The sequence below is a fragment of the Aeromonas sp. R3-1 genome, from assembly GCF_040908345.1.
Lineage (GTDB): Bacteria > Pseudomonadota > Gammaproteobacteria > Enterobacterales > Aeromonadaceae > Aeromonas > Aeromonas veronii.
On record NZ_JBFODN010000071.1, the window covers coordinates 24,359 to 30,810 of the forward strand.

6 protein-coding genes are annotated in these 6,452 nt (G+C 60.1%); 1 reads left to right on the forward strand and 5 read right to left on the reverse strand.

Annotated features, from left to right (window positions below):
* Positions 1–73: 73 nt before the first annotated feature.
* From rnk to AB5Y85_RS04285, 5 genes are all read right to left on the reverse strand, one after another.
* Positions 74–469: a nucleoside diphosphate kinase regulator gene (rnk, locus tag AB5Y85_RS04265; protein WP_005334070.1), complete on the reverse strand. Its 396-nt coding sequence runs from the start codon at positions 467–469 to the stop codon at positions 74–76.
* 246 nt (positions 470–715) lie between these two features.
* Positions 716–1,453, reverse strand: a complete 738-nt coding sequence (locus tag AB5Y85_RS04270) for a substrate-binding periplasmic protein (protein WP_368221229.1) — start codon at positions 1,451–1,453, stop codon at positions 716–718.
* A gap of 82 nt (positions 1,454–1,535) precedes the next feature.
* Complete coding sequence (locus tag AB5Y85_RS04275; RefSeq protein ID WP_368221232.1) at positions 1,536–2,222, reverse strand: hypothetical protein; 687 nt, start codon at positions 2,220–2,222, stop codon at positions 1,536–1,538.
* 72 nt (positions 2,223–2,294) lie between these two features.
* Positions 2,295–3,686 carry an alkaline phosphatase gene (locus tag AB5Y85_RS04280; protein WP_368221230.1) on the reverse strand — a complete coding sequence of 464 codons (1,392 nt, stop codon included), beginning with the start codon at positions 3,684–3,686 and terminating at the stop codon, positions 2,295–2,297.
* An 11-nt stretch (positions 3,687–3,697) separates the two neighbouring features.
* Positions 3,698–5,095 (reverse strand): alkaline phosphatase, encoded by a 1,398-nt coding sequence (locus AB5Y85_RS04285; protein ID WP_368221231.1) that lies wholly within the window; start codon positions 5,093–5,095, stop codon positions 3,698–3,700.
* A 323-nt stretch (positions 5,096–5,418) separates the two neighbouring features.
* On the opposite strand from AB5Y85_RS04285, the gene ylqF reads away from it, so the two are divergent.
* Positions 5,419–6,369 carry a ribosome biogenesis GTPase YlqF gene (ylqF, locus tag AB5Y85_RS04290; RefSeq protein WP_005334061.1) on the forward strand — a complete coding sequence of 317 codons (951 nt, stop codon included), beginning with the start codon at positions 5,419–5,421 and terminating at the stop codon, positions 6,367–6,369.
* The last annotated feature ends 83 nt before the right edge of the window (positions 6,370–6,452 follow it).

Sequence of the window (6,452 nt, forward strand, 5' to 3'; positions counted from 1 at the left end):
AAGCTTGATCGGGATCAGCTGGCAAGGGCTAGCAAGCGGGCTGATCAACAGGGGGATGACCAGCCCGGGGGACTCAGCGGTGCAGCTCGCCGGCGCGTTCCGGCTGATAGACAACTTCCAGAATTTCTACCTCGATGGTGCGACCGGCCGGGCCCGGCCAGGCGATGCTGTCCCCCACTTTCAGGCCGAGCAGGGCGCTGCCTACCGGCGCCAGTACCGAGATGTTGCTCTCGTCGCCCTTGGCATCGCGCGGGTAGACCAGGGTGAGGCAGAACTCGTTGCCGCTGCTCTGCATCTTGAAGCGTACCTTGCTGTTCATGGTGACCACGTCCGGCGGCATGTCGGCCGGTTCGCGGATCTCGGCGCGGTCCAGCTCCTCTTGCAGGGCCAGATGCTGCGGGTGGTTGCCGAGCAGTTGTTCGATACGGTCCAGATCAAGGCTGGAGATAACCAGATGAGGTTGTTTCATAAGATATTCCTTATCAATAGCGGATAGGCCCATACCGGCGGGTGCAGGTTGGCCATCACACTGGGTGTTACAAAAATGGATTCAACAGGTTCAATCGATTGAAAATGCCATGCCCCCCAAGCGACTCGCGGCCGAAGGAGCGAGGCGGGGGCTCAGCAGGGTGTGAGCAAATGCGAGGAAATAGCGAGTATTTTCATAGGCCTACCATAACCATTCTGGCCGGCCTTGGCAACCGTGATTGAGTGACTACTCAGGAGCCTGATAGTTGTACTGACGGATGATCCGCGCCAGTGTGCCATCATGGCGCATCTCGTCTATCACGGCTTGCCAGCGACGCCCTTCGGTGAAGGGGAACTCTTTGTGAGCGGCAATAAATAACTGGGTGCGCATCAGGGTTTCACCACGAACAAGTTGCCCAGTAGAAAATCCTTCTTGCTGTTGGTTGTAGAGAATAGCGTTCCAGGCTGCTACCCATGCATCGATACGCCCTCGTTGTAGTTTGTGCGCATTGAGTTCTTCGGTGGCGACAGTTTGACTGGTCAGATTGAGTCTTTGTTTGAGTAAATGTTGGCCGAAAGAGTGGCGCAGAGTACCGACCTTGAGGGTGGACAGCTCACCGGCTTTGATTGGAACAGGATGAAAGCGGCGATCGCTGACGATAACAAATTCCTCGTCGATTATTGGTGCTACCCAATAAAAGAGGTGCTCTCGTCGAGAGCTCCGCACTGGCGGGATCAGCAGTACATCCTTGCGGTGGGTCACTTCGATGAGGGCTCGGGCCAGCGGCATCAACTCGATAGTGAGCGGTTCTTTTAAGCGCCGGGCGGCCTCTTCCATGACCTCGATGGCCATGCCGCTTGGAGCCCCCTGCTGGGAACGTATGACATAGGGGGGCAGCTCGGCCGCCACCAGCACTATAGCCTGGGCACCGGTGTTTACCAGCAACAACAGCAGGGTCAAAAAAGGCAGGCAGAGAGTGCGCATCAAGGTCGTGAGTCAGAGTCGAATGAGCAGAGTGTAACATTCCTGCCTGCGTTGTCGTTGGGCTCGCTGAGGGGTTGGGATCTCAGTCGAAGAAATCGCGCAGATCGCGCACTTCGTAATCAGCGAGTTGCTGCCAGGGGAGCTGAGCAGGCAGCTTGCGCAAGGTCACCTCCATCCGGTAGCTGCGATAGCCGTCGAGACTGGCCGATTCGACCACCAGCGGGATCTGCCACTGACTCGACCAGAGAATCCGGGTTCGTTGCAGCCCTTCGCGCTTTTCATACCAGCGGGCCTGCTCGGGGGCGGCCTCATCCAGCGGGGTCATTCCCTCGATCAGCGTCGGGTTGATGAGATGGCGGAGCCGCGGCCAGTCGGGCTTGAAGGCCACCTGGCCATACTCTTCCACCGGCACCTCAACCAGCTGGTTGTGCCAGCTGTCGGCATAGCGCAGTTGAAGTTCACCCTCATCACTGCGACTGACCCAGCGGGCCGCCATCTGGTGGGTAAAGTGCTTGTGGCCGGGTGTGGCGTCGTGAGTGGCGTGATAGGCACGGGCAAGGGGGAGGGGAATGAGCCGCTGGCTCCACACCTGATTGCCCACCCGCAGCCACTTCTCTTGCCAGACACTCTCTCTGGCGATGCCATCGCTGCCGGTGTTCCGGTCGTGATAGCTGATCCGGGCGGCGAGATCCGGGGGCGTGTCGTCAGCATGCAGGGGGAAGGCGAGGGTGCTGCCAAGCAGCCATAACGAAAGCAAAAGTCGCATCATCATCTGTCGCTCGAAAGAGCCGGGGCCCGGGCCGCTGAGTCAATTGCTCAGATGCACCCGGGCCCCTGCTGCTTACAGGCCGAGCGCCTCCCGCAGTTTGCCAAACACCTTGGTGTTATCCAGCGTGCCTTTGAAGCGGTTGCTGCCGGCGCCATCGGCAAACAGCATCACATCGCCGCCGCCGTGGGTTTCCGATGTCAGCTTGACGCCGGTCTCCTGCAGATAGTCATTGGCCATCACCTGATCGCTGGTGAGGACCGGGCGCACAGCCGCACGATTGGGGCCGTTACCGAACACCAGGGTGGTGAAGGGCTTGCCATCCACGTCGTTCTGGGTCGAGCCGTCGCCATTTTTCACCAGATCCAGCACCGGATTGCCCTTGGCTGAGTAGCCGTTAATGGTCATGGTGTGGTCATGGTCGGCGGTGACCACGATCAGGGTATTGTTGAGATCCACTTTACCCAGCGCCGTCTTGACCGCCTCATCCAGTGCCACCGCGTCGGTGAGCGAGCGCTTGGCGTTGGTGCCGTGCAGGGCATGATCGATCCGGCCGCCTTCTACCATCAGGAAGTAACCCTGACTGTTCTTGCTCAGCAGGTCGATCGCCTTGGCGGTCATTTCGGAGAGGGACGGCTGGGTATTGGCTGCCCCCTTGGCGACCCGATCCTGCTCGTAGTCGAGGTGGGATTTGCTGCTGAATAGACCGAGCACCTTGCCGCTGGTGACCTTGGCCAGTTCACTTTGAGTGGTGACATAGCTGTATCCCTGCGCCTTCATCTCGGCGGTCAGGTCGCGGTTGTCATTGCGACCGCCCTTGTTGCTGGCGCTGTAGGGGGTCCAGTGGTTGGCACCACCGCCCATCAGTACATCGACCCCATCCCCCAGCGCCTGGTTGAAACCAGTTCCTCCCGGAACAGCTTGTGCGGCGATGTCATAAGCGGCATCCCGATGGCAGATGTGGGCGTAGGTAGCCGCCGGGGTCGCGTGGGTCAGCTCGGTGGTGGTGACGGCCCCGACCGATTTGCCTGCCGCCTTGGCCAGCTCCAGGATGGTGGGCACCGGCTTGCCGTTATCGCTGCTGCAATTGTTGACGGTTTTGTTGCCATTGACGTCTTTGCCGGGGGCAACGGCTTTGGTGTCGCTGCTCATGGCGATCACCTCGTTGTTCATCTTGACCCCGGTGGTGTAGGCCGCCATGGAGGGGGCCGAGTCGGTGGTCTGGGCATCGTTGGAGAAGGTCTTGATGCGGGCACTGCGCGGCAGTTTCATCATCTCCAGATTGCCCTCTTCCCCCACCTTGAACAGGCGGGTGGCGGTGAGCACGGTTGGGCCCATGCCATCACCGATAAAGAGAATGACGTTTTTGGCATCACCGGCCTGTGCCTGGGAGGTTGCGCCCAGCGCACTGAACAGGGCGGCGCAGACCAGCGTGTGCTTGATAGATGTGTTCATCTGTTTGCTCATGAAAATGCTCCTTACAGCTTGGCCGCAGCCTTGATCTTGCCGAACACGGCGGTGTTATCGAGAGAGCCATGGAAGCTGTCAGCCCCCTTGCCGATGGCGCCGAGGAAGACATCGGTGCCGCCGTGGGTCTCGTTGCCGATCTCGCCCACCTTGACCACCACTTCCTGGTGGTAGTCATTGGCGGAGACGGTGGCATCGTCGAGCGGGGCAACGCTGCTACGCGGGCCATCTACCCGGTTGTAGCCGTTGCCAAAACCTATGATGGTGTAGGGCATGCCCTCGCTATCCTTGCTTGGCTCGCCAGTCTCGTAGTTCTTCACCAGCCCGAGTACGCCGGGGTTGTCGGCGGTGGTCTTGCCGGTGCGCTTGGCATAGCCGTTGAGCACTAGCGTGTGGTCGTGGTCGGCGGTGACCACGATCAGGGTGTTTTTCAGCTCGGGGTCGCTCTTTTTCACCTCGTCGATGGCGGCTTTGATGGCGTTGTCGAAGGCGATGGTGTCCTGCAGCGCCCGCTTGGCGTTGGTGTCGTGCAGTGCGTGGTCGATGCGGCCCCCTTCCACCATCAGGAAGTAACCCTTCTCTTTGCCCTTGAGCTGCTTGATGGCGGCCAGGGTCATCTGGGCCAGTGACGGCTCGTTGGCGGGACGGTCCAGGTCATATTTCATGTGGCTGGAACCAAACAGACCCAGCAGCGGTTTGCCCGCATCGGCCTTGTTCAGCTCATCCAGATTGCTGGCAAACTGGTAGCCCTTGGCCTGCATTTCGCTGATGAGGTTGCGGCCATCCTCCCGCTTGCCCTTGTCGGCTTTGGGCAGGAAGAAACTGCTGCCGCCACCGAGCACCACATCCAGTCCCTCCTTGAGGGCGCTGTTGTAGCCTTTGCCGCCCGGTGCCAGCTGGACGGCGATATCCGCTTCCAGATCCCGGTTGCAGATATGGGCATAGGTAGCCGCCGGGGTGGCGTGGGTTACCCGGGTGCTGGTTACCACACCAGTACCGCGGCCATCGGCTTTGGCCAGCTCCAGCAGGGTGGTCACCGGCTTGCCGGCGCTCTTGCTGCAGTCGCTCTCATAGGTGGCGTCGCCGTCCATGCTGATGACGCCGTTGTTGCTCTTGACCCCGGTCATGTAGGCCGCCATGGAGGGAGCCGAGTCAGTGACCTGGGCATCGTGGGAGAAGGTCTTGATAAAGGCCGTCTCTGGCAGGGTATCGATGGTGAGATCACCCTCTTCGCCGACACCGTAGATGCGGGCGGCCGTCAGGGTGTTGAGGCCCATGCCGTCACCGAGGAAGAAGATGACGTTGGTGGGTTGGGCTGCGGGCTTGGTCGCCACCGTGTCATTGTCTGATTTGCAGCCGGCAGCCAGGGCGGCGCCGATCATCACTGCAAGTCCTGCCATTTTTCTCATTGGGGTTCGCTCCTTGTAAAACCTGAGCGCAGCCTAGAGGGGGCAGATGACACTTTTACTGACTATCGGTGACGGTTGTGTGAAAAAGTGATGAAAATGTTACACTATATCAATGTGTTATCTGTCAATTGAGCCAGTTGGTCCGGTCGCTTCCGGCAAGGTTGTTCCGCCTCGGCAGTTTGCTGATTTGCTGAGGTGATGGCTAGAATGACCTGTCAAAAGAGGCCCGCAGCAGGTAAAATGCGCCCCCTTCGTTCGATGCCCGCGGTAGAGCGCCTGTTGTTCCATGCGCGCGCCCGCAGCCCCCACAGAGAGTAACGGATATGTCCATCAACTGGTTCCCCGGTCACATGCACAAGGCCCGCAAAGAGATTGCCGAGGTCATGCCCCAGGTCGATGTGATCATCGAGATGCTCGATGCCCGCATCCCCTTCTCCAGCGAAAACCCGCTGGTGCCCGAGCTGCGTGGTGATACCCCGGTGATCAAGGTGCTGAACAAGGCGGACCTGGCCGATCCGGCGATCACCGATCTGTGGGTGGCGCACATGGAAAAAGAGAAGGGGATCAAGGCGCTGCCGCTGACGCAACAAGAGCCGGAGAAGATCAAGCAACTGCTGACCCTCTGCCACGAGATGCTGCCGGAGCGCAATTTTGAGCTGCGCGGCGTGCGGGCGATGATCATGGGGATCCCCAACGTGGGCAAGTCCACCCTGATCAATACCCTGGCGGGGCGCATCATCGCTCGCACCGGCAACGAGGCGGGAGTGACCAAGTCCCAGCAGCGGATCAAGCTGGATAACAACGTCATCCTGACCGATACCCCGGGTTTCCTCTGGCCCAAGCTCAATCCGCCCTCCTGCGGTTATCGTCTGGCCATCACCGCGGCCATCAAGGACACGGTGTTCGACTATGCCGATATCGCCATGTTCGCCGCCGATTACTTCATCAAGGCCTATCCGGAGCGGATCAAGGCGCGCTACCAGATTGACGAGTTGCCCGAGACCGAGATCGAGCTGCTGGAGATGATCGCCCGCCAGCGGGCGTTTATGCGCAAAGGGGGGCTGGCCGACCTGCACAAGGCGTCCGAGATCCTGATCAACGAGTTCCGCTCCGGTTTGCTTGGCCGCATCTCGCTGGAGACGCCAGAGATGGTGAGCGTCGAGATTGTCGAGGCCGCCGCAGAAGCCGAGCAAAAAGCCAAAGAGAAGGCCGAGCGGGAAGAGGAGCGTCAGGCCCGCGCCCGTCGCAAGTACGCCCGCAAGCGTCAGAAATAGTTATTCTCAGGTGTCCCGAGCTTGCCTGACAACGAGCGAGCTTGTGTGACCGAGAGGACGAAACACGAAGAGGCGACCCCTGG